Raw genomic sequence first — 18492 nt, forward strand, 5'->3', positions numbered from 1 at the left:
AATATCATTATGTTAAATATTTTTAGAAAACAATTAGCTTCTGTCATTGAATGGAATGACAATTCACCCAATATATTATGGTATCAATTCCCGGCTACCAATAATAACCAAATTATCAATGCCAGTAAGCTTATTGTTGCCCCTGGGCAAGGTGCAGTATTGGTATATGAAGGTAAAATAGCCGATGTCATCGAAGATGCTGGTATTTATAACTTAAAAACTGATAACCACCCATTTATTACAACGATGTTAAAAATAAGACAATCTTTTAAAAGTGAGCACAAGCTTTATATCTACTTTTTCAGAAAAAACGATATCGTTAATCAAGGGTGGGGTACAGCATCACCCATCAAATATTTAGAACCTGAATATCAGTTTCCAATTCAACTAAAAATGAATGGTAATTATTCTTTTTCAATCAGTAATATTGCACAATTCTATCAACAAATTATTGGTCAACGAAATCAATATACCATTCAAGAAGCGAAAGAATTAATTTCAAATCGTATTATTCAAGAAATAACCAGTAAACTTGCCCAGATGCAGTACGGTTATTTACAAATAGATTCAAAATTAATCGAACTATCTGAAAATGTTAAACAAGAGTTAATTAATGAATTTGTTAAATTAGGCTTAACTTTGTCGGATTTTCGTATTTTGGGATCTCAATTCGATGATGAAACAGATAGTAGAATTGCGAAAATAGCTAATATTTCAGCAGATGCAACAGCAGCAAGCAAAGCAAATTTAAGTTATGCTGAAATGGAAAAATTACAAGCTATGCGTGATGCAGCTAAAAATGAAGGTGGTATAGCAGGTTTAGGTGCGCAATTTGTTGCAGGCGCTGAATTATCCAAAATCTACACTCAACATGTAGCCGATACAGTGCATAAACAAAATATGTTTGATACTCAGACAGTTGACACAGAAGATACCTACACCAAGTTAACAAAATTAAAACAACTGTTAGATATCGGAGCTATTACTCAAGTTGAGTATGATGCGAAGAAAAAAGAATATGTTGATAAGCTTTAATTAAGGAATAACAGAATGAAAACATTTTTAGCTGGTCTTTTTATTGCTATTATTTTTACCTTTTCTGTAGGTTTAATATTGTTAATATGGAATATTGATATATTTCAATATGTTGATATGAAGAAAATTTTGTTGACTATGGTAACCATCGTGGTGAGTTCTATCATACTATGTCTTGTATGGGCGCTACTATTCAATAAAAATCAATATCGATATGATAAAAATGCAGGTAATGTGGCGCAACCCCGAAAAATAAAATAATAAAATTTTATTTGATTTTATCACAATTAAAAGCCGACATAACGTCGGCTTTTTTGTTTCAATTACTTAATGGCATTAGCAACAATTTGTTGTGCTTCCTCTTGAAGTAAGGCTAAATGTTGATTGCTGATAAAACTTTCCGCATAAATTTTATAAGCATCTTCAGTGCCAGAAGGTCGGGCTGCAAACCAGCCATTTTCAGTAATAACTTTCAATCCACCAATAGGAGCATGATTAGCGGGTGCCGTGGTTAAACATTGAGTAATTTTTTCACCTGCAAGCTGATCAGTAGTCAATTGGCTTGCATCAAGTTTGGCTAGTTTTTGTTTCTCAGCAAATGATGCTGGCGCCTGAATTCTGCCATAATAAGAAACGCCAAATTTATCTTCAAGTTGTTGATATTGTTCTTGTGGGTTTTTGCCTATTTTGGCGGTCATTTCCGCTGCCAATAAACATAAAATAATGCCATCTTTATCGGTTGACCAAACTTTACCATTTGTTCGTAAAAATGATGCACCTGCACTTTCTTCACCAGCAAAACCTAATTGACCATGATAAAGTCCTTGGGCATACCATTTAAAACCGACAGGGTATTCTAAAAATTTTCGGTTTAGGCTGTTCGCAACGCGATCTATCATTGAACTTGTCACCAGTGTTTTGCCAATGGCAACATCTTTATGCCACTCTGGACGGTGCTGAAATAAATAATTTACACAAGCTGAAAGATAAGCATTTGGATTCATTAATCCTTTTGGTGTGACAATACCATGACGATCAAAATCGGTGTCATTACCAAAGGCTAAATCAAATTTGTCTTTTAAATTTAACAACCCATCCATTGCCCAGCGACTAGAACAATCCATTCTAATCACTTCATCGTGATCTAAATGCATAAAACTAAAGGTAGGATCAATTTTGTTATTTACAATATCAAGATTAAGACCATACTTTTCAGCAATTCGAGGCCAATAAGAAATACCGGCTCCGCCTAATGGATCAACACCAATTTTAAGTGAAGAAGATTTAATCAGTGCAAGATCAAGAATATTTTCCAGATCGTTAATATAATCAGTTTCGTATTCTTTAGTATGAATAAAATCGGAATGGATGGCTTTTTCCAATGTCACTCTTTTCACACCGTCTAATTGATGTTTAAGTAATTCATTTGCCCGATTTTCAATTTGTTTGGTAATATCAGTATCCGCAGGCCCACCATTTGTTGGATTATATTTAATTCCGCCATCTTCAGGGGGATTATGGGAAGGGGTAATCACGATACCATCAGCAAGTTGTGATTTTTTATCTTGGTTATACGTTAAAATTGCATGTGAAATAACCGGAGTAGGGGTATACCCCCAATCATGCGCTATAACAACTGTTTGTTCGTTAGCAACGAACACTTCAAGTACTGATTTAAGCGCTAATTCAGATAAAGCGTGAGTATCTTGACCGATAAAACAAGGCCCCGTTATGTGATTTGCTTTACGGTATTCGGCAATGGCTTGAGCGATTGCGAGTATATGGGCTTCATTGAATGTGCCTTTGTTTGAACTTCCTCGATGTCCAGATGTCCCAAAAATGACTAATTGACTAGCATTGTCTGTATCAGGTTTAATTTGGTAATAATTATTTTGTAAAGTTTCCACATTGATTAGATCAGATGGTTTAGCTAATAATCCTGCTCTGCTAGGGGTTGCCATTCTTTACTCCTCTTTCATAATTACTTTAAATCATTTGCTAACAGTTACAGCACAACATTTCTAATTAACGTGTAACTATTGATTTTTAATTTGTTGAAGACGAAAAAACATTTTTAACTTGATTTATCGTTGCTTCTGATATGCCCATATCACTCATAATAGATTCGATAATATAAATTTTTCTTGCCGTGTTGGTATTACTAATCACCCAATAAGGTGTACCAATAATCTCACGAGGTTTTGTATTCTTGCCAGAAGTTTCTAATGATTTTTTATCTTTGGCTAAATATTGTCTTTTGCTACCATGTAGCGAAGTTGCCGCAATGGCGAAAAGTGCAGGGTTGTAATTGTAAAGTGCTGCTAATAGTAGCAAAAAACGACTAATAATTGATTTTTCGCTGGTGAAACTATCACTAGTGAATAGATCACTAAATATTGAATTATGACTTTCAACATCAACTTTTGAAGTTGAATTAGATGAACTTGTATTCAGTTTTAACAAGCGTCTAAGAATACTTGAGGCATCTTCACCTATATGTTTGGTTTGCCCTGCAATAAATTTGTATAACTGTTCGTCAATTTCGATAGTTTTCATTATGTTATTCATGCCCATATAGATTATTTACCCAACACTTTATAAAGTAATAATGTTAAGTAATGAATGATTTAGTTGTGCTCTTATCAAAACAATTATGCCTTAGCAAAAACGATTAATTGAATGATTGTCTCATATCTAAATTTTAGGTTACTGATTTGTATCAAGACAAGCTAATATCATATCTGATAATGCATTTTGAAAAAATAACCGTTTCATATAATAATTGTATGTCCAATAAACTATTGGACTGAGTATACTCTAACTTTCTCGTAAATTATATTATCTATTGATAAAATATTGAAAAAAATGTTGTTGTTATTGTAAAAGAATATTATGCTAGTATATATTACAAATAGAAGTTAATCTTCAAAAAATATATATGGGGAATTTAATATGAAAAAAATCATCACTGCATCTATTTTAATTGCGCTTCTTTCAGGCTGTAGTAATAGTGATATTTATTCTGGTGATGTATATACTACGGATCAAGCAAAACAAGTTCAAAAAGTGAGTTATGGTACAGTTTTATCTGTAAGAGCAGTAAAAATCCAAGCGAATACATCAAATGGTAAAAATGAAAACATAGTGGGTTCAATAGGTGGTGCTGTTCTTGGTGGCGTTTTAGGTAATACCATCGGTGACGGATCTGGTCGAGTACTAGCTGCTGCAACAGGTGCTATTGGTGGCGCAATTTTAGGTAGCGCTATTGAAAATAAAGCTAATCAAGCTGATGCAGTAGAACTTGAAATCCAGCAAGAAAAAGGCGGTAATATCGTTATCGTGCAAAAAGGTTCAGCAAAAGAATTTTTTACTGGTCAACATGTTAAATTAGTTACTAACGGAAATAGAATTAGTGCAGCACCTCGTTACACTAAAGTTGCAAATAGTAATTAATATAATTCAATTATTACATTAAGTTAGTTTAAATAGGGTTTGGCTGAAAACAAAGTTTTAGCTAAGCCCTATTTTGTTTTTAAAAATATGCAGTATTAAAAACATATACGCTTTAAACATCAATAAATTATTCCGAATTAATTCTTAAAGTTACTAAATATATTGCATGTGATGCTAACTTATAAACTCTATCAAGATTCATTTGTTAAAAAAAGGAAAACAGAAGCAATGCGTATTTTACATACAATGATTCGAGTAGGTGACTTACAACGTTCAATCGATTTTTATACTCGTGTTATGGGAATGAAGGTTTTAAGAACGAGTGAAAATACAGAATATCAATATTCCCTGGCTTTTGTTGGTTATGGTGATGAATCTGTTAGTTCTGTTATTGAATTAACTTACAACTGGGGAACAACAACTTATGATCACGGTAATGCATTTGGTCATATTGCTATAGGTGTTGATGATGTCGCAAAAATGTGTGACGAAGTGAGACAAGCTGGTGGTAAGGTTACACGTGAAGCAGGCCCTGTGAAAGGTGGAACAACGATTATTGCTTTCGTTGAAGATCCCGATGGATATAAATTAGAGCTTATTCAAAATGATCAGGCTGATAAAGCTTTAGGTAATTAACTTTTTTACTGATGAACATCGCCAACTATATTGGCGATGTATTATTGCATTTGTCAGTTTGGTATTAATTACGACGCTTTACTTCTGAAAAATTTAACTATTTGTTATTCTTCTTTAGAAGATTATCAAATAACGTATGATGAATTACTTCTTGCTTTCTACGCTCTAAACTTGCTGAGGTTATGATTGAAGTTAATGCATTTAATGATGTATCAAAATCATCATTGATAATGACATAATCATATTCATTATAATGCGAGATTTCAGCTTGTGCTTTTGCCATTCTTTTGCCAATAACTTCTTCATTGTCTTGTCCCCGTTTAATTAAACGATTTTCAAGTTCAGTTAATGAAGGAGGAAGAATGAAAATACTTTTTGATTGTGGCATTTTATCTCTGACTTGTTGAGCACCTTGCCAATCAATATCTAAAAATACGTTAACTCCTTGTAATAGGCTCTGTTCAATCTCTGCTTTTGAGGTACCATAATAATGGTCAAAAACGTGAGCGTATTCTACAAAAGCTTGGTCACTGATTAATGACTCAAAATGATTATGATCAACAAAATAATAATCTTCACCATGTTGCTCTCCTGGTCTTGGAGATCGAGTAGTGTGAGAAATAGAAACTTTTGCTGGATGATGATTTTTTTGGGCTAAATAGGCTCGAATTAAGCTTGATTTACCCGCACCACTTGGCGCAGAAATAATAAACAGTGTTCCAATAAACATATTTACTTTATCACTTTTCATATAAATCTTATTTGATTGTGTTAAAAGTCATTAGAATTATTATATCAAATTTATGCGCCATATGTATGAAGGTATCACATTTATCTTAATGAAAAGTTAATTGATGATCTTTTATTTACTTTTGTGAAATTAATTAGCCCACAAATTAAAATTAATTTGATTTAACCATTTGGATAGCTTTATTATTTTTTATTTGACACAATAACTTAAGCTATTATGATAATCTTTTTTTCGTTTTAAGGGTATTTTATGTCATTAACATTTAAAGATGGTGTTTATGCTTGTATTCCCACGCTGTTAGGTTACATTGGTATTGGAATTGCGGCAGGTGTTGTGGGTAAAGCAGCAAATTTATCCGTTTTAGAAGTCACTTTACTTGCCGTTATTGTTTATGCAGGTGCGGCACAATTTATTATTGCTGGTTTAATGTTAGTGGCGACCCCCATTACTGCCATCATTTTTACTGTCTTTCTTGTTAATTCCCGCCATTTTTTGATGAGTATGGCAACAGCGCCTTCTTTTCGACGATTCTCTTTACTAGACAATATTGCTATAGGAAGTTTACTTACGGATGAAAGCTTTGCAGTAACGATGAATGCGGTAGCCAATAAAGTACCTGTTAATGCATCATGGATGCATGGTCTTAATTTGACTGCTTATGTCGCTTGGATATTATCATGTTTGGTGGGCGCTTTAATCGGTGAGTGGTTACCTGATCCGGCTATTTTTGGATTAGATTATGCTTTAGTGGCTATGTTTATTGGGTTACTTTATTTGCAATTAATTGGTGATAAGACCAAAACCATAAAAAACAGACTTATCGTTATGCTGACCGTTACTATAATGTTAGTTTTTTTGATGCGATTTTTTTCGCCTGAAATGGCTATTCTGATCAGCACCTTTGCGGGTTGTTTTATGGGCGTTGCTATGGAGCGTGATGCATGACAATTTATAGTTTATTGATTATTTTAGGGTGCGGAATAGTGACTTGGTTTCCGCGAATTATTCCTTTTATATTAGTAAGAAAATTGCAGTTACCGAATATCGTCGTTCGATTTTTATCTTATGTTCCACTTTGTATATTAACAGCACTGTTTGTACAAAATTTATTTATTGCAAAACAAGGTGAGTTTCCAGAATTCAAAATTGAGTATTGTTTAGCTTCCATACCCACAGTGATTGTGGCTATTATAACAAAAAATTTAATGTGTATTGTTGTTGCCGGTATGTGTTGTATGGCATTAATCAGATATTTTTGGTCAATATAAAAATTAAAAAACAGGGTTTAACCCTGTTTTTTTAAGTTCTTTCTTGATTTTCAATTTTTGTTACTGACGCTAATAATTTTTCAGCTTCGGTAGTTTGACCGAGTTGTTGAAGATAGTTTGCCATAGCTTTTTGGTATGAAAGATTATTAAGTATTGCTTTGGGCTGTTCTTTCCACCATTTAATTAATGCAAGCGGATCTTTATCGACAGATAATTGCTTAATCCGAGCTATATAAGCAGATTGTTTGAACTGATCTAATTGTGAATCACTATAGGTTTTGATCTTATACATTGTCGGTAATAGATCGATAACAGCTTGATAATTACCCATTTCGTAATAGAGCTGGTCGGCTAGTCGCAATACTTCTGCATTACGGGGATTTTCATTTAACAAACGTTCAATAGTTGTTTGTGCTGAAGTATATTCACGATTTTTGATTTGTAACCTAACTTGAACAAGTTGAAAAACAAATTTTTCGTTATCTTGGCAAGTTTTAGCCGCTTTTTCGAGCATTTGATTTGCTTCAATAAGTTGATCATTGTCAATATGCGCTTGTGCCGCTAATAAATATGATAACGTCGTATTTGAGGCTGCTTTAGCACTTTTCATGAAAAGCTTCGCTGCTTGTTGGTAGTTACCTTCAAGTAGCATGAATTGTGCTTGTTCAATTAATTTGTTCGCTTTTTGAGATGAATTTAATTTAAACCAATTTCCAAAAAAACGCTTGGAATTAAGGATTTTTTTGAATAAACGATCAAATAAATAAATAATGAATAGTGCCAACAATAATAAAATTACGAAGGAATTAAATGACATGCTAATTTTATAATTGGCAACGACAAACACAGCTGCGCCTTGATTTGACTGTATCAATGGACCTAAAAAGAAACCGGCAATTAGCACTAAGAAAATAACCAATACTTTAATCATTATTATTCTCCTATTTTGCCAACATTGAACGAACGCGTGTTTGCATTAATTTATTCAATTCGCCTATACTCGCAAGAGTTTCGGGTACATTTTGATTGCTGATAGATTGTTTTTGTAATTTATCGATATCATTTAAAAATGCTTTAACACTTGGGGCATTGGTATCAAAATAAGCATTAACCCAAAGGGCGACATCATTTAAAGAACGTTGATAAATCTGGTCTTGATGTCTCGGTACGGCTTGTGCAGCGATTAATAGACGAAAACGAATATTTTCCCGTAAATAAAATGATTGCTCTAAACTCAATGGTGTTTTTAATATATGACATTTAGCAATTTGTTTTTCATCTTTACCCGCTTGAGTTATACAAGTTGAAAAAGTGTTATCACTATTGTCCAATTTTTCAATAGAAATAAATTTTTTCACAAATGAATTAGCATTTGACATTAAATTATCCGACCAGTCTGATAATGAAGGTGTAACTTGATTATCATTACGGTTGCTCTCGCTATCTTTTTCATTTAGCCCATCATCAGAATGAACGGCTGCTTCTGCCGGTGAATTACCTGACAGATTAGAATTATGACTATTAGCATCTTGTGATAGACCCATATCGATCTCTTTATAATGACCTAATAAAGGTAATTGAGTTAGAGAATCTGATAAATTAATGAGCTTTATAATAATTCCATCAGAATCGATAAAACTGACTTGAGATAATGAGTTAATGTCTTTATTAATGGCTTGTCTAGCTAGTGTTAAACTAGGGTCATTGGTTTGAGCTAAACTTTCATCCGCATTTTTCAAAAGTATACGAGCGGTAGTGTAATCTTGATCATTCCATATTTTTCTCGCAGCTAGATTTACAAAGTAGTTTGCTTGCGAAATCAACCAAACATTAGAATCCATTGTCGACATGGCAGATAAGCGTTCATTGAAATTATGAAAGTTCTGTTGGTTTATTTTAATCGTATCATTAATCTGATTAACTAATTGCTGTTGTTGTTGCTGTTGCTCAGACAATTGATCGTTAACACGTTGTTCAAGTGAGGAAAATTGTTGTTTTTGTAGGTTAACCGATTGGTTAATATTATTTTCTACATCATCAATGATGCTTTTTTTAGTTGTCTGTTTTAAATTGGCTATCTCAGTTTTCAAACTATCTATGACGTTTTTTTGTTTTTCAATTTGCTCATGACCGTGATAAAAAATAAAACCACCAAGACCAAGGGTTAAGGCAATGGCGAGCAAAGATAATTTTGATATAGGTACTTTTTTAATATAATCAGTATTTGACGAAGAAGGCTCTTTTTTTTCTACTTTAGGACTAGATTCGCTGTTTTTAAGATTTTTTTTATCTTGTTTCATAGTCTGTTTCGCTTGTTTTATTGAATCAATTGTGGATGTTTGGCTAAATGAAGTCGTGCTAATCGTTGAAAGTGTGGCATTAGCACTATAATATCGAAGCGACATAAGCTACCTCATTCAGTATTGTTTAAATTAATCTTATCATTATGACATAGAGTGATTAACGTTTTAAATAAAATTTGATTATTAGCTCCGGTTACCAAAACAATTTTTTGCCAATTTTGTTGTTTCGCCTCCTCAAAAATTCGTTGGCTGGTGACCACTAAAATTGCATTTTTTTTATGGTTAATTTTGCAATATATCTCAAGTTGGTGTAAATGAGCAATACTGGTAACGATCAATATTTGTTTTTCAATATCATTATAAAGGATATCCTGCTGGTAGGGTATGACATTACGAGAATAACATTCGATTAATTTTATTTGGGCTTGTTTAGTGCTTAGTGTTTCGGCTATTAATTGTCTTCCAACATTTCCTTTTAATATGAGTACAGTGTAATTATTTACTGATTTTGAGGCAAGTAACTCAAGTAATCCTTCACTATCTTCTTGTCGGGGATAATCTACTCGTGTTTGCGTTAATTGACTCAATAATTCAGCCGATTTTTTGCCAATAGCGAAATAACGTAGATTATTCGGAAATATCAGGTTTGGAATATAATTTTTAATGACATTGATGACCTGTGGTGATACCACAATGACTATATCATTCGGCATTAAGCGATTTAGTTGAATTTGTAAATTAAATAGATCTTTACCTGCTAACATATCGAATAGCGGCAAATGTATAGCAGGCAAATTAGCTTGATTTAATAATTGCGTTAACACTTCGCCTTCGGGGGAAGGTCTGGTTACATAAATCATTCGCTATTTAATTCCTGTAATATTGCTTTTGCCCCATTTTCTAAGAGCAAGTCTGCTAATTCATAACCTAATTGCTCTGGTTGATTAGGCGTACCTGATAAGTTCGCTTTAATAATTTGAGAACCGTCAGTTTGTCCAACAAGACCTTGTAAAAATAATGCGTCGTCTTGAATTTGGCTATAGCATGCAATGGGAACTTGACAACCGCCTTGCAAACGTTGATTCATCGCTCTTTCGGCTTGTATGCAAATGCGACTTTTTTTGTCATCAAGTGGTGCAAGTAAGGTTAAAATGGATTTATCATCAGCTCGTGTTTCAATGCCAATGGCACCTTGACCGACAGCAGGTAAAATTAAGTCTGTATCAATATATTGTTTGATTCGATCTTGCAATGCCAAACGTTTTAAGCCTACTGATGCAAGAATAATCGCATCATATTCATGATTGTCCAATTTTGTTAAACGAGTGCCAACGTTTCCCCTTAAATCTTTGATATGTAAGTGTGGATAACGAGCACGTAATTGACATTGACGCCGTAAACTAGAAGTTCCCACTATTGCGCCATGTGGTAACTGCTCTAAATTATCGTATTGATTTGATATAAATGCATCTCGGACATCATCACGTTTGCATATAATGGCAAGTTTTAATCCATCAGGAAAATGTACAGGAATATCTTTTATAGAGTGAACCGCAATATCTGCTTCATTATTTAAAATAGCTTGTTCAAGCTGCTTAACAAATAAGCCTTTACCTCCAATTTTAGATAATGGGCTATCAAGTAATATATCACCTTTTGTCACCATCGGGATGAGCTCAACTGTCAAATTTTGGTGAATAGCTAATAGCTGTTGTTTAACATAATTAGCTTGCCATAGAGCTAAAGGGCTTTTCCTTGTTGCAATGCGGATTTTCAATGGATGTTCCTATTAAATACTTTGAATGTTGTTTTAATATTGATGTCTTAATGGAGACAATTAATATATATCTATTATTAAATCACAAATTTACCTAATTTTTTAATGCATTGTGACTAAAGATAATCTGAAACATGAATCAATAATGTTTCAGACTATCAACCACAAATGACAATTAAAGTTTATCAACAAACGCTGATGCATACCCAATGTAGTTGGCTGGTGTTAATTGTTTTAGTCGTGATTTTTCATTTTCAGGTAAATCTAATGAATCAATAAACTGCTTCATTCCTTCAGCATCGACACGTTTTCCTCGAGTCAATTCTTTTAGTTTCTCGTATGGTTTTTCAATACCATAACGTCGCATTACAGTTTGAATTGGTTCGGCTAATACTTCCCAGTTACGATTGAGTTCATCAAGCAGGTACTCTTGATTAACTTCAAGTTTACTTAATCCTTTCAATGTTGATTGGTAGGCAATGATTGCATAGCCAATTCCTACTCCAAGATTGCGTAAAACGGTTGAATCGGTTAAATCACGTTGAAAACGTGATATAGGTAATTTACTCCCTAAATGGCTCATAATTGCATTGGCAATGCCAAGATTACCTTCAGAATTTTCGAAATCGATGGGATTGACTTTATGAGGCATGGTTGATGAACCTATTTCACCGGCAATGGTTTTTTGTTTAAAATGATTCAATGAGATGTAACCCCATATGTCACGATTAAAGTCGATCATAATGGTGTTAAATCTTGCTACACAATCAAAAAATTCAGCAATATAATCATGCGGTTCTATTTGAGTTGTATAAGGATTCCATTTTAAATCTAAAGAATATACAAATTCTTCACTAAATTGATGCCAATCAACTTGAGGGTAAGCCACAATGTGAGCATTGTAATTACCTGTCGCTCCATTTATTTTACCCAAGATTTCAACAGTTTGAAGTTGTTTTAATTGACGTTGTAAACGGTACGCAACATTAGCAAATTCTTTTCCTATTGTTGAAGGCGTTGCTGGTTGTCCGTGCGTTCTGGAAAGTAATGGCAAATCACGATAGGTTTTTGCTTGTGCACTTATTGTCTCAATTATTTTTTTCCAATAAGGTATTAAGACTGACTCTTTCGCTTCCTTTAACATCAATGCGTATGACAAGTTATTAATATCTTCTGAAGTACAGGCAAAGTGGATGAATTCATTAATGGCATGCAATTCTTCATGACTGCTCACTTTCTCTTTCAAAAAATATTCTACGGCTTTAACATCATGATTAGTCGTTTTTTCAATTTCTTTAATACGTTCTGCATCATTTATGTCAAATTGCTCAACAATTTGATTAAGATGATTGGTTGCAGATTGGCTTAGAGCGGGAACTTCAGAAATTTCTACTTGCGAGGCTAACTTCTGTAACCATTGTACTTCGACTTGTACACGGTATTTTAGCAAGCCATATTCACTGAAAATTGTACGTAATTCAATTGTTTTATCTCCATAACGACCATCAATAGGCGAAAGGGCGGTAAGTGCAGATAATTCCATCGGTATAACTCCGTTGCGATTTTTAAATATTGATTTGAAAAATTAAATGATTTTAGCTATTTCTTGTAATAGGGCTTGTGCTTCATTACAGATGCTTTTTCGTTTAAATAGGAGTTGTAAACGACTTCCTCCTACTTGATACCATAAAATAGCAGAACGAACACAGCCAAGTAACGATGCTCTTACTTTAGCTTGAACCAATGAGTTCTGTAAAAACTCAATTTTACCCATTACTTTAATTTTGGCTGATATTGGACTGACAATATCTGAATAAATTCCTGCTAATGAGTATGATAATTCATCTTCATGGGTCTCAATGGTTTGATCATTCATATCAGGATAGAGACCTGAAATACGTTTTAACCGTTGATCTATCTTACTTAAAGCATCGTTATTTTTTAATAGTTTATTGGTAATACTTAATGTACCAAAAAGATAACGCATAATATCTACTTGTTCTTTTTGACCCGAATTAAGCAATTGAATTAATACCGTTAACCCCGTTTCTATATTTTTAATACCATCATACACATCCTCCGTACTGAGAGGGGATGTGTTAAAGATGCTTTTGATCGATAGTTGATAAAGTGTATTATTGCAGCCTCCAGTATTGGCTAATTGGGGAACTAATATAGCACTTTGCGCAACACCTGCAAGCGCTATAGTTATATCATGGTACTTATTATTCACTTAGCCGCTCCTTACTTTCTATAATTCGTTCCTCAATGATACCGCCACCGAGACAAACCTCGTTTTTGTAAAAGACAGCAGATTGTCCGGGCGTTACTGCTGCAACAGGATGTTCAAAAATTACTTCTATTTTATCTTCCGCTAATGGATTTACCTGACAAATAATATCTTGTTGGCGGTAGCGTGTTTTAACAGTGCATTCAAAAGGTTCGGTCACCATATTTCTATCCACCCAATGTAATTGTTGTGCAATTAAACCAGTAGAGAATAGGGCTGGGTGATCATGTCCTTGTGCCACGATTAATTCATTATTTTTGATGTCTTTATCAACAACATACCAAGGTGTGTCATCAGCTTGTTTTAACCCACCTATACCCAATCCTTTTCGTTGACCTAAAGTGTGGTACATTAATCCTTGATGTTTTCCAATTACTTGTCCGTCAACTGTTCTAATCAGTCCTTCTTGAGCTGGTAAATAGCGTGCTAAAAAGTCATTAAACTTTCGTTCACCAATAAAGCAGATACCGGTAGAGTCTTTTTTTGACGCTGTCACTAAACCAAGTTGTTCAGCTATTTTACGAACTTGTGGTTTTTCTAGTTCACCGACAGGAAACAAACTTTGTTTAATTTGATTCTCACTAAGTGTATATAAAAAATAACTTTGATCTTTATTCGTGTCGATACCCCGTAATAATTCAACTTTATTGCCTGTTTCTCGTTTACGGACATAATGACCGGTTGCGATATAATCAGCGCCAAGATCTTCAGCTGCATATTCTAAAAATGCTTTGAATTTTATCTCTTTATTACAGAGTATATCTGGGTTAGGGGTTCTGCCTGCTTTGTATTCAGATAAAAAATGTTCAAATACGTTATCCCAATATTCAGCAGCAAAATTAATTGTGTGTAGTTTAATGTTTAATTTATCACATACCGCTTGAGCATCAGCTAAATCAGCAGCTGCAGAGCAATATTCATCAGAGTCGTCCTCCTCCCAATTTTTCATAAATAATCCAACGACATGGTAACCTTGTTGTTGAAGTAAATAAGCAGAAACAGAGGAGTCAACGCCACCGGACATTCCAACAACAACTTTTGGGGAAGCATTAATATTAGGCATAATAACTAGATAATTGATTAAAAATGATGGGCAATTTTATCATAAATAGGCAAAAATACATAAAATTATGCCAATAAGAATTCTGATTGGGCTCAATCTTTTTACTGGAACATGGGGTTAAACTTAAACATTTTTACGTTTTTTAAATTGAAATTATAATTTAAAACTAAAGAAAAAAAACGAGTTAGAAATTCTGTTTTTAAACGATTCCGTTGATTATTAGCAACGGAATCGTTTACTGAAAATGACTTAACCAATAGTTATAAGCCGTAACCCTTCTTAATAAAGGTTCTTTAAAAGATAAACAACATGACCAATAATTTTAAAATCCTGAGGTTGGTTTTTGTCTACTATAATCGTTGGATATTTGGAATTATCACATAATAAAGCGATATTAGAACCCTGATTTTGTATACGTTTGATGCTGATTTGGTCATCATATTGTACCGCATAAAGATACCCATCAATAGGCTTGATATGGGCAGTATTAATGACCAAAATATCGTGATTGGATATCGTTGGTTCCATACTGTCACCTTTGGCACATACCACTCTTAAATCGTCATGATTAAACTGTTGATGCTTGATTAATGTGACATCAAAGGGAATTGATTCAATATCAATAAAAGCTGTATCTGTTTGATTATCATTTAATAAATAAAAGGGGATATAGATAAAACCTTTACGTTCTGTTTCTGGTATTAGTCGGCATTCACCTTTACCTGTTGCCAGCCATTCAATTGGTATATCACATTTTTGAGCAATAATCGCCAATCGATTTAACGAAGGGTAGGTTTTACCCGATAAATAGTCGCGAATTACAGCTTCTGACATACCCACTTTTTTCGCAAACGCATTGCCAGATAGACCTTCTAAGACCAAAGTAAGACGATTTTTAAAATCAATGACGCCAGTTTCAATTAGTGTTCGTGTTTTTTCGTGTTCTTCGATTGTTTTTATGTTGCTTTCTTTCATTTTTATAATCCATTTTGCGTTATTTTTTATTTTTATTGTTTTAATTCGTTTTTTTATGTGTTATTCTTTTGCTAGGTTTTTACATCATGCTAGTGTTGTATACCGATAATCTTTACGATAGCAAAAATAAACTTATAGAGGATCTCATAATGAGCGAACAAGATCAAGACTGGACTCCATCAAGAGTAGTAGGGGAAATTAAAATTAGAGGTGGAAATTTAAGAGGTCTATCTCGTGCAAGTGGGTTACAAGCTGATACTCTAAGAAATGCACTTTATCGTCATTGCCCTAAATATGAACATATAATTTCAGATTATTTAAAAGTTCCAGTTGAAAAAATCTGGCCTTCTCGATATAACGCAAAATCTAACAAAGTAAAATATAAATAAAGTTATTCAAGCATTCCTAATAGACGCCATATTAGGCGTCTATTACACCACGATTATTTCTTGGCTTTTTCCGCTGCTTTAACAATAACAGCAAACGCATCTGCTTTTAAAGATGCTCCACCTACTAATGCACCATCAATGTCTGGTTGAGTAAATAACTCAGCAGCATTTTTGTCATTAACTGAACCACCGTATTGAATAATAACTTGTTCTGCCACTTTTGCATCTTGTTTTGCAATATGGTCACGAATAAATTTATGAACAGCTTGAGCTTGTGCTGGAGTTGCTGATTTACCTGTACCAATTGCCCATACTGGTTCATAAGCAATCACAGCACCATTAAACGCTTGTACCCCTAATGCATTAATTACTGCATCGATTTGACGAGCACAAACTGTTTGAGTTTGACCTGCTTCATTTTCAGCTTCCGTTTCACCGATACAAAGGACAGGTACTAAACCAGCATCTTTGATGACACCAAATTTCTTTGCAATAAATTCATCTGATTCTTTGTGATAAGTACGACGTTCTGAATGGCCAATAATAATATGCGTAACACCAACTTCTTTTAACATGTTGACTGATACTTCACCAGTATAAGCACCAGAAAGATTAATACCCACATCTTGAGCGCCTAAAAGAATATTTGAGCCACCTAATTGGTGTTTAACAAAATCTAAATATACAACTGGTGGTGCAATAGCAACGTCACATTCGACATCCGTAGATAGCTCATTTCTTAGTTCTGCAACTAAGTTTTTAGCCATTTCTATACTTCCATTGAGTTTCCAGTTACCCATCACTAGTGGTTTACGCATAATTTTCTCCAACTTAAATTTTAAAAAGGTGTTGATTTTAGAATGAATTCGTTATAATAGTAAACATTATACACCAAGTAAATAAAGTCTGAGGAAAAATATGTCATTAGAAATATTGAATCAATTGGAAAATAAAATCCAACATACTGTTAATACTATCAATACATTACAAAAAGAGATTGCAACGTTAAAACAAGGTAATCAGGAGTTGGAACAACTGATTAATGACAGCTCAGATGAGATGAAAGCATTGCGAGACGAAAACGAAAAATTAAAACAAGATCAACAAGTTTGGCAACAACGAATTCAAACTTTATTGAGTAAAATTGGTGAAATAGCACAATAATTTATTTAACTTATGAAACTGCGCGACTTTGGTCGCGTTTCTTTTATGCTTCATTAATTTCACATTAAGAATAAGTATAATGCGAGAAGAGTTAAAATCATTATGGCTAACAGAAACAATACGCCTGATTGAAAATGAATCAGGACGCTTTGCTGATCAAGATATAAATCGCCAAATCAGAGCGAAGCAAAACACATCATTAACTCAACGTATTGTTTTGCGCGCATTAGCTCTATCTAAACTCAATGGGCTTTATTCAGCACAGAAATTATTACTGCACACGTTAAAAATTTCTTTTGTTTTATTACTGATATTGTCTGCTTTTCTTGGTGGTTCTTTAGCCTTTGGAGCGTTGAGCCAAAATCCTGTTAATCTATATTGGGCACTTTTTAGTTTATTGGGTGTCCATTTTATCACACTATCAATTTGGATTTGTTCATTTTTTTTCTTTTCTCAATTTGGTGGAAGTGTATTAATACATTGCTGGATATGGTTAGCTAAAAAACTTTCTCAGAAAAAGACAATACAAGAACTCATTCCAGCTTTTGTTCAACTATTTGGTAACAATATTCGTTGGTTTGTCGGATTTGTGCTTAATCTTTATTGGACAATTATATTAAGCTTTGCATTGTTAGTGTTATTGATTTTGTTTTCAACTCAGCACTATAGTTTTGAATGGAAGTCGACTTTACTTAGTCCAAATGAGATTATTCAATTAACCCATTATTTGGGTTTCATCCCTTCAATGTTTGGTTTTTCGATTCCTAAAGATGATGTGATTCGTTTTAGTGAACAGGCGTTGAGTGACAGCGAAGTTCGTTCATCATGGGCGATGTGGCTATTAGGTGTGTTCATTGTATATGGACTGTTTATTCGAATTTTATGTATGGTCATTTGTGGCATCAATTGGAAAATACGCAGTCGACAAATCAGATTAAATTTAGACTCACCCGAATATCAAATTTTAGCCAACGATTTACAACCTATTAGTATCGAAATTATTGATGAAGATAGATATGGAATAAGGCATCATTCTTATCAAACTGAAAATGCTATTGATTCTAGTAATGGCGAGTTTTTAGTCGCTATTGATATCTCTGAAGATTGGATTCCACCAGATTCAGTCTATTTTTTGGGTTTTTTAAATAGCCGTGAGCAAAGACGAAAAATTTTAGATTATTTACAATTAAAACCTGCTCAAAAATTATTGATAGCAATTGATACCGATCGCGCACCCGATAGGGGGGTATTGAATTTATTGAATCAACTAATTGAAAAATCGCAACAAAGTCGAATTTGGTTTATTAACCAAGGTAAACAATTAACAAATTGGCAATCTTTACCTTATGAGTTTGCTGGGTTGTCATGGCTAAAAAAGGAACAGTAAA

At 33.6% G+C, this 18492-nt stretch carries 21 protein-coding genes; 9 read left to right on the plus strand and 12 right to left on the minus strand.

The window, feature by feature from the left end:
- The first annotated feature begins 9 nt into the window (after nucleotides 1–9).
- Both GYM75_RS04270 and GYM75_RS04275 read left to right on the plus strand, forming a co-directional pair.
- Complete coding sequence (locus tag GYM75_RS04270) at nucleotides 10–1035, plus strand: SPFH domain-containing protein (protein ID WP_220217280.1); 1026 nt, start codon at nucleotides 10–12, stop codon at nucleotides 1033–1035.
- Between the two features lie 15 nt (nucleotides 1036–1050).
- On the plus strand, nucleotides 1051–1296 hold the full coding sequence (locus GYM75_RS04275; RefSeq protein WP_220216929.1) for a hypothetical protein: 246 nt from the start codon (nucleotides 1051–1053) through the stop codon (nucleotides 1294–1296).
- Between the two features lie 62 nt (nucleotides 1297–1358).
- Here the strand turns inward: GYM75_RS04275 and pgm are convergent, their stop codons facing one another.
- Nucleotides 1359–2996: a phosphoglucomutase (alpha-D-glucose-1,6-bisphosphate-dependent) gene (gene pgm / locus GYM75_RS04280; protein ID WP_220216930.1), complete on the minus strand. Its 1638-nt coding sequence runs from the start codon at nucleotides 2994–2996 to the stop codon at nucleotides 1359–1361.
- Nucleotides 2997–3081: 85 nt separating this feature from the next.
- A complete protein-coding gene (locus tag GYM75_RS04285) occupies nucleotides 3082–3591 on the minus strand; it encodes a hypothetical protein (protein ID WP_220216931.1) in 510 nt (169 codons plus the stop codon).
- Nucleotides 3592–3987: 396 nt separating this feature from the next.
- On the opposite strand from GYM75_RS04285, the gene GYM75_RS04290 reads away from it, so the two are divergent.
- Together GYM75_RS04290 and gloA are read left to right on the plus strand one after the other, a co-directional pair.
- A complete protein-coding gene (locus tag GYM75_RS04290; RefSeq protein WP_220216932.1) occupies nucleotides 3988–4488 on the plus strand; it encodes a glycine zipper 2TM domain-containing protein in 501 nt (166 codons plus the stop codon).
- 228 nt (nucleotides 4489–4716) lie between these two features.
- Nucleotides 4717–5124: a lactoylglutathione lyase gene (gene gloA / locus GYM75_RS04295; protein ID WP_255556848.1), complete on the plus strand. Its 408-nt coding sequence runs from the start codon at nucleotides 4717–4719 to the stop codon at nucleotides 5122–5124.
- 97 nt (nucleotides 5125–5221) lie between these two features.
- Here gloA and gmk read toward each other — a convergent pair whose 3' ends face one another.
- Entirely contained in the window at nucleotides 5222–5854 is a 633-nt protein-coding gene (gene gmk, locus GYM75_RS04300; RefSeq protein WP_363317404.1) for a guanylate kinase, read from the minus strand.
- 270 nt (nucleotides 5855–6124) lie between these two features.
- Here gmk and GYM75_RS04305 point away from each other — a divergent pair, with 270 nt between their 5' ends.
- Nucleotides 6125–6820 (plus strand): AzlC family ABC transporter permease, encoded by a 696-nt coding sequence (locus tag GYM75_RS04305; RefSeq protein ID WP_220216934.1) that lies wholly within the window; start codon nucleotides 6125–6127, stop codon nucleotides 6818–6820.
- Nucleotides 6817–7143 (plus strand): AzlD domain-containing protein, encoded by a 327-nt coding sequence (locus GYM75_RS04310; RefSeq protein ID WP_220216935.1) that lies wholly within the window; start codon nucleotides 6817–6819, stop codon nucleotides 7141–7143. The genes GYM75_RS04305 and GYM75_RS04310 overlap by 4 nt, the downstream gene beginning before the upstream one ends.
- Nucleotides 7144–7174: 31 nt before the next feature.
- On the opposite strand, the gene GYM75_RS04315 is transcribed toward GYM75_RS04310, so the two are convergent.
- The 8 genes from GYM75_RS04315 to GYM75_RS04350 form a co-directional block, all read right to left on the minus strand.
- Entirely contained in the window at nucleotides 7175–8074 is a 900-nt protein-coding gene (locus tag GYM75_RS04315; RefSeq protein ID WP_220216936.1) for a heme biosynthesis HemY N-terminal domain-containing protein, read from the minus strand.
- 10 nt (nucleotides 8075–8084) lie between these two features.
- The gene (locus GYM75_RS04320; RefSeq protein ID WP_220216937.1) at nucleotides 8085–9548 is read right to left on the minus strand and encodes a uroporphyrinogen-III C-methyltransferase; all 1464 of its coding nucleotides are present in this window, start codon (nucleotides 9546–9548) and stop codon (nucleotides 8085–8087) included.
- Between the two features lie 8 nt (nucleotides 9549–9556).
- Nucleotides 9557–10306: a uroporphyrinogen-III synthase gene (locus tag GYM75_RS04325; protein WP_220216938.1), complete on the minus strand. Its 750-nt coding sequence runs from the start codon at nucleotides 10304–10306 to the stop codon at nucleotides 9557–9559.
- A complete protein-coding gene (gene hemC, locus GYM75_RS04330) occupies nucleotides 10303–11223 on the minus strand; it encodes a hydroxymethylbilane synthase (RefSeq protein ID WP_220216939.1) in 921 nt (306 codons plus the stop codon). The genes GYM75_RS04325 and hemC overlap by 4 nt, the downstream gene beginning before the upstream one ends.
- A 175-nt stretch (nucleotides 11224–11398) precedes the next feature.
- Nucleotides 11399–12766, minus strand: coding sequence for an adenylosuccinate lyase (purB, locus tag GYM75_RS04335; protein WP_220216940.1), 1368 nt, complete (start codon nucleotides 12764–12766; stop codon nucleotides 11399–11401).
- 42 nt (nucleotides 12767–12808) lie between these two features.
- On the minus strand, nucleotides 12809–13456 hold the full coding sequence (gene hflD, locus GYM75_RS04340; protein ID WP_220216941.1) for a high frequency lysogenization protein HflD: 648 nt from the start codon (nucleotides 13454–13456) through the stop codon (nucleotides 12809–12811).
- Nucleotides 13449–14576 carry a tRNA 2-thiouridine(34) synthase MnmA gene (mnmA, locus tag GYM75_RS04345; RefSeq protein ID WP_220216942.1) on the minus strand — a complete coding sequence of 376 codons (1128 nt, stop codon included), beginning with the start codon at nucleotides 14574–14576 and terminating at the stop codon, nucleotides 13449–13451. The genes hflD and mnmA overlap by 8 nt, the downstream gene beginning before the upstream one ends.
- A 279-nt stretch (nucleotides 14577–14855) precedes the next feature.
- A complete protein-coding gene (locus GYM75_RS04350; RefSeq protein WP_220216943.1) occupies nucleotides 14856–15551 on the minus strand; it encodes a LexA family transcriptional regulator in 696 nt (231 codons plus the stop codon).
- A 149-nt stretch (nucleotides 15552–15700) separates the two neighbouring features.
- Between GYM75_RS04350 and GYM75_RS04355 the strand changes: the two genes are divergently transcribed.
- Nucleotides 15701–15940: a helix-turn-helix domain-containing protein gene (locus GYM75_RS04355; RefSeq protein ID WP_220216944.1), complete on the plus strand. Its 240-nt coding sequence runs from the start codon at nucleotides 15701–15703 to the stop codon at nucleotides 15938–15940.
- A 53-nt stretch (nucleotides 15941–15993) separates the two neighbouring features.
- On the opposite strand, the gene tpiA is transcribed toward GYM75_RS04355, so the two are convergent.
- The gene (gene tpiA, locus GYM75_RS04360; protein ID WP_220216945.1) at nucleotides 15994–16758 is read right to left on the minus strand and encodes a triose-phosphate isomerase; all 765 of its coding nucleotides are present in this window, start codon (nucleotides 16756–16758) and stop codon (nucleotides 15994–15996) included.
- Nucleotides 16759–16858: 100 nt separating this feature from the next.
- Between tpiA and zapB the strand changes: the two genes are divergently transcribed.
- Both zapB and GYM75_RS04370 read left to right on the plus strand, forming a co-directional pair.
- Nucleotides 16859–17104, plus strand: a complete 246-nt coding sequence (gene zapB / locus GYM75_RS04365; RefSeq protein WP_220216946.1) for a cell division protein ZapB — start codon at nucleotides 16859–16861, stop codon at nucleotides 17102–17104.
- A gap of 79 nt (nucleotides 17105–17183) precedes the next feature.
- Nucleotides 17184–18491 (plus strand): DUF2868 domain-containing protein, encoded by a 1308-nt coding sequence (locus GYM75_RS04370; protein ID WP_220216947.1) that lies wholly within the window; start codon nucleotides 17184–17186, stop codon nucleotides 18489–18491.
- Nucleotide 18492 lies beyond the last annotated feature (1 nt).

It is taken from the genome of Gilliamella sp. ESL0441 (assembly GCF_019469185.1).
GTDB lineage: Bacteria > Pseudomonadota > Gammaproteobacteria > Enterobacterales > Orbaceae > Gilliamella.

What these genes read in the sequence shown, in the direction of transcription:
- tpiA (WP_220216945.1), bottom strand. Translation starts at nt 16,758, where the DNA reads ATGCGTAAACCACTAGTGATGGGTAACTGGAAACTCAATGGAAGTATA.
- GYM75_RS04315 (WP_220216936.1), bottom strand. Translation starts at nt 8,074, where the DNA reads ATGATTAAAGTATTGGTTATTTTCTTAGTGCTAATTGCCGGTTTCTTT.
- GYM75_RS04350 (WP_220216943.1), bottom strand. Translation starts at nt 15,551, where the DNA reads ATGAAAGAAAGCAACATAAAAACAATCGAAGAACACGAAAAAACACGA.
- GYM75_RS04325 (WP_220216938.1), bottom strand. Translation starts at nt 10,306, where the DNA reads ATGATTTATGTAACCAGACCTTCCCCCGAAGGCGAAGTGTTAACGCAA.
- gloA (WP_255556848.1), top strand. Translation starts at nt 4,717, where the DNA reads ATGCGTATTTTACATACAATGATTCGAGTAGGTGACTTACAACGTTCA.
- gmk (WP_363317404.1), bottom strand. Translation starts at nt 5,854, where the DNA reads ATGTTTATTGGAACACTGTTTATTATTTCTGCGCCAAGTGGTGCGGGT.
- GYM75_RS04370 (WP_220216947.1), top strand. Translation starts at nt 17,184, where the DNA reads ATGCGAGAAGAGTTAAAATCATTATGGCTAACAGAAACAATACGCCTG.
- GYM75_RS04290 (WP_220216932.1), top strand. Translation starts at nt 3,988, where the DNA reads ATGAAAAAAATCATCACTGCATCTATTTTAATTGCGCTTCTTTCAGGC.
- pgm (WP_220216930.1), bottom strand. Translation starts at nt 2,996, where the DNA reads ATGGCAACCCCTAGCAGAGCAGGATTATTAGCTAAACCATCTGATCTA.
- zapB (WP_220216946.1), top strand. Translation starts at nt 16,859, where the DNA reads ATGTCATTAGAAATATTGAATCAATTGGAAAATAAAATCCAACATACT.
- GYM75_RS04320 (WP_220216937.1), bottom strand. Translation starts at nt 9,548, where the DNA reads ATGTCGCTTCGATATTATAGTGCTAATGCCACACTTTCAACGATTAGC.
- GYM75_RS04310 (WP_220216935.1), top strand. Translation starts at nt 6,817, where the DNA reads ATGACAATTTATAGTTTATTGATTATTTTAGGGTGCGGAATAGTGACT.
- purB (WP_220216940.1), bottom strand. Translation starts at nt 12,766, where the DNA reads ATGGAATTATCTGCACTTACCGCCCTTTCGCCTATTGATGGTCGTTAT.
- mnmA (WP_220216942.1), bottom strand. Translation starts at nt 14,576, where the DNA reads ATGCCTAATATTAATGCTTCCCCAAAAGTTGTTGTTGGAATGTCCGGT.
- GYM75_RS04305 (WP_220216934.1), top strand. Translation starts at nt 6,125, where the DNA reads ATGTCATTAACATTTAAAGATGGTGTTTATGCTTGTATTCCCACGCTG.
- GYM75_RS04355 (WP_220216944.1), top strand. Translation starts at nt 15,701, where the DNA reads ATGAGCGAACAAGATCAAGACTGGACTCCATCAAGAGTAGTAGGGGAA.
- GYM75_RS04275 (WP_220216929.1), top strand. Translation starts at nt 1,051, where the DNA reads ATGAAAACATTTTTAGCTGGTCTTTTTATTGCTATTATTTTTACCTTT.
- GYM75_RS04285 (WP_220216931.1), bottom strand. Translation starts at nt 3,591, where the DNA reads ATGAAAACTATCGAAATTGACGAACAGTTATACAAATTTATTGCAGGG.
- GYM75_RS04270 (WP_220217280.1), top strand. Translation starts at nt 10, where the DNA reads ATGTTAAATATTTTTAGAAAACAATTAGCTTCTGTCATTGAATGGAAT.